This is a genomic window from Aeromicrobium sp. P2_G6, from assembly GCF_056403535.1.
The window spans coordinates 1-3,618 of record NZ_JBFUFH010000015.1 but is presented as its reverse complement, the minus strand read 5'-3'; the positions used below and the strand labels follow the sequence as shown (position 1 = coordinate 3,618).

The following is a 3,618-nucleotide window of genomic DNA, read 5'->3' as shown; positions in this document are numbered from 1 at the left end:
CGTACCGGCCGACTCATGGTTGTCCACGAAGGCGTGCAAGACTTCGGCGTGGGAGCCGAAATTGCGGCGTTGGCCGCGAACGAGGGTTTCTGGCACCTCAAGGCACCTGTGGTCCGGGTGGCGCCTCCGTCGATGCCCGTGCCATACTCGCCCGCGCTCGAGCATGCGTGGCTCCCGGGCACAGACGACATCGCCTCAGCCATCCGGCGACTGGCCCAGGCGGGTCGATGAGAGTCCAACGTGCTCCTCGAGCCGCGCAACAGCCACAGCCTGCTCCGAAAGGAATAGTGGCGGAGCGGGATGGCGATCTCGCAGGTGGCGCAAGCGCCGGCCGGGCCACTGGCGCCATCACGGGAACCTCACCGCATGGCACAGGTGCAGCACTCGACATCGATGTAACCCAGCTTCACGCTCGCACCGATGCTCAGACCGTCAGGGACGAGGTTGTCCGACATCTTCTATTCGCATGCAAGCACGAGCTCATCATTGACGCCGAATCGGACGTGGTCGTCGCGCGACTGAGCGCCGGTGGATTGATCGACGAATATGGCGATCCGATTATGGATCGGCCAGACGCCTTGCTGGTCGTCGGAACCCTTCGGACGGGGCTTATAGCCGTCGGTGATTGGGGGGTATCAGCCGGAGCAATTGCGGTCATTGGGCCCGTGAGTTCACTCCTATCCTCGCCTCAGAGCGCCTTGACCGTTGAGCGGCGCCAGACTGTGCGAGTTTCACTCAGCGCAGCATCAGCGCCGGCCTTCCGAATCGTCCGCGCGCTCGACGTTTTGGCGGAGACCATCGAGGGATCGCGATGAATACCTCTGTGCCAACCGGACGTTAGCCGTCTCGAGTCGTCAGTCACGTCGACTTCGCGCTACAGGCAGTTGAATCCTGCTGAATCGGAAGCCACTTCGATTCAGCCCGCCGTCCAGATTGATAAAGGAGCGATGGATCCCCCGTTATCGCGCGCTCCAGCAACGCCCTAACGCCGAGTCAAAACTGTGCTGTCATCACATGGGCGGGCTGACTTCTGCTCATCACCCTTCGAAGCAAGCGGCGGATCGCCTAATGCGCCACGAGATTGGCCACGCGGTCGACGATGATCGACCTCTCGACGTGATCCGACGAGATCTAAACGTGCAGTCGTGGGGCGCCTCGGCCGGCTGACGCCCGACATTCCTCAGTATTTTCGTAGGCGTTGTAGGGCGTAGCATCGCCCACGATGCGAGCGCTGCTGACCTGCCGGATTAGCCCTCGCACATCAGGTCGAGATCACCCCGGGTCCACGGCTCTCCGAAAATCTCCGTCGCGTAGGAGCTCCTGAGCCCGATCCTCGATGTCCTGCATCGAGACCGTGCAGCCCAGTCCCCGGAACAACGTGGAGCAGTAGATGCTTGCCAACTCGTCGGGGCCTCGTCCACCTGCCGGGCGAGCCCATTGATAGGTGTGGTTGTGAAGATTGAGGAACTGAAGCATGACCATGTGGGCATCGCCAGGCTCCAAGGCTCCGGAACGCATGGCGCCCTCGACGAGCCGTCGGACGATTCCTTCGAATTCGTGCCGCTGAGCCACCACCTTGGCGAGGTTGTCGCCCGTGAGGTAGCGATAGTCGTGCTCGTACACCCAGATGTCGTCGAGCCGACGAAAGATCATCCCCAGCAGCGATCCTGACAAGAGGCGGAGGCGAACCAGCGGCTCCTCGTCGAGGCCCTCGATTGTCCGCGCAGCACGCAGGAGCGGGCTGAGGACACGGTCCTGGATCTCGACCAATAGCTGCTCCTTGGAGCCGATGTAGTTGTAAAGCGCTCCCTTGCCGAGCGACACCGCGCCGCCGATCTCCGCGATCCCTGTCGCTGCGTAGCCTCGGCGTGCGAACAGAGCGGCTGCCACGTCGATGATCTCCTGACGGCGCGCCTCGAAGCCTTCCCCGTGGCCAGGAGGTCTCGCCATGTCTCGGTGCTCCTTCGTCGACGTTCCGAGTCAGTGTAGGCATCGCGGAGATGCGTGACGCCACGTGGCAACGCGATGGCGCGTGCACCGTGTTCCCGAAGGCCTCGGGTGTTCATGACGATGGCGCGCACCGCGCACCCGCGAGGATCGCCGCCGCTCGTCGCACACCGGTGCGTTACGCGCCCTCCATCGAATTAGCCACCACGTCCAGCGCCCGTATGAGTCGGTACGACGCTGCTGGTGACGACAGGGACACTCGGACGACGCGTCGCCGCTCGACGGTCAGCACGTCGTCCGAGGGCGATGTGAGTGTCTGGACGTCGGGCCCCACCACGGCCGTGGCGCCGACCATGCGCCCCCAGTCGGCGACGCCCACCCAACCGGCTCGGCGGACGGGAACGACCAGCAAGGCGTTCGAGAGATCTCCCATAACGGACCCGTCTCGACGGACGAGCCCGTCCGCGGTCACCTCCGCGACGACCGCCTCGGCGTCGGCGGTGAGTACGGACTCGTGGTGACAGGCCAACAGCAAGCACCGGACGATCTCGTCCAGGAGGGCCTGCGGATTACATCGTGCCCGGATCCTCGTGACGTCGACCTCGACCGACGCATGGCCGGCGCCGATCTCCGAGTGTCGTTCTGCCGGGAGGCCACCGCGCGCCGCGTCGCCATCGGAGCTCTGCGCCGCGCCCCCCTCGAACGGAGCAGGCTCTGGCTGGTGTATGGACCGCGGTGCCCTTTGAACTCTCATCGACCCACCTGGGCCAGTCGCCGGATGGCTGAGGCGATGTCGTCTGTGCCCGGGAGCCACGCATGCTCGAGCGCGGGCGAGTATGGCACGGGCATCGACGGAGGCGCCACCCGGACCACAGGTGCCTTGAGGTGCCAGAAACCCTCGTTCGCGGCCAACGCCGCAATTTCGGCTCCCACGCCGAAGTCTTGCACGCCTTCGTGGACAACCATGAGTCGGCCGGTACGTTGCAACGAGTCGAGCACGGCCGCTCGATCGAAGGGGGCGACTGTCCGAAGATCGATTACCTCGACGTCGATCCCCTCTTCCGCGACCTCATCGGCGGCCGCGATGACGTCGTGGACCATCCGCGAGTAAGTCACCACGGTGATGTCGGTCCCGGGTCGGACGACGCGGGCCCTGCCGAGAGGAATGACGTAGGAGTCCTGTGGCTGGGGTCCCTTGAGCCCGTACTGGTTGCGGTTCTCGACGAACACCACCGGGTTTGGACTCTGGATCGCGGCACGAAGCAGCCCATAAGTCTCAGCAGGGTCGGCTGGCATCACGACAGTCAGCCCCGGTATGTGAGCGAGGATTGCCTCGAGGCTTTGGGAGTGCTGGCTTCCCGAGGACCTGCCAGCGCCGAACTGCGTCCGGATAACGAGTGACATGTTTGCTCGGCCGCCGGTCATGAAGCGAAGCTTGGCGGCCTGGTTCATCATGCCGTCGAGGCAGACCCCGATGAAGTCCATGTACATGATCTCGACGACGGGCTTCATCCCGGCCATGGCCGACCCGACCGCGGTGCCGATGATTGCTGACTCAGAGATTGGCGTGTCGCGGACCCGTCCGGGGAACTGCTCGAAGAGCTTGCGGAACAGCGCATAGACGTTGCCGCCCTTGCCGACGTCGATCCCCGCCATGAACACCGTCGGGTC

General features: G+C 64.5%; 4 protein-coding genes. 1 reads left to right on the top strand and 3 read right to left on the bottom strand.

Annotated elements, in window-relative coordinates:
• A partial coding sequence (locus tag AC1DVU_RS22350) for a transketolase C-terminal domain-containing protein (RefSeq protein ID WP_476924672.1) occupies positions 1 to 231 on the top strand: 231 nt, incomplete at its 5' end.
• A gap of 1,041 nt (positions 232 to 1,272) precedes the next feature.
• Here the strand turns inward: AC1DVU_RS22350 and AC1DVU_RS22345 are convergent.
• The 3 genes from AC1DVU_RS22345 to AC1DVU_RS22335 all read right to left on the bottom strand — a co-directional run.
• Positions 1,273 to 1,950 carry a TetR/AcrR family transcriptional regulator gene (locus AC1DVU_RS22345; RefSeq protein ID WP_476924671.1) on the bottom strand — a complete coding sequence of 226 codons (678 nt, stop codon included), beginning with the start codon at positions 1,948 to 1,950 and terminating at the stop codon, positions 1,273 to 1,275.
• Positions 1,951 to 2,125: 175 nt separating this feature from the next.
• Positions 2,126 to 2,701 carry a hypothetical protein gene (locus AC1DVU_RS22340; RefSeq protein ID WP_476924670.1) on the bottom strand — a complete coding sequence of 192 codons (576 nt, stop codon included), beginning with the start codon at positions 2,699 to 2,701 and terminating at the stop codon, positions 2,126 to 2,128.
• Positions 2,698 to 3,618, bottom strand: a 921-nt coding sequence (locus AC1DVU_RS22335; RefSeq protein WP_476924669.1) for an alpha-ketoacid dehydrogenase subunit beta, incomplete at its 5' end; no start/stop codon positions are given. The genes AC1DVU_RS22335 and AC1DVU_RS22340, both read right to left, overlap by 4 nt.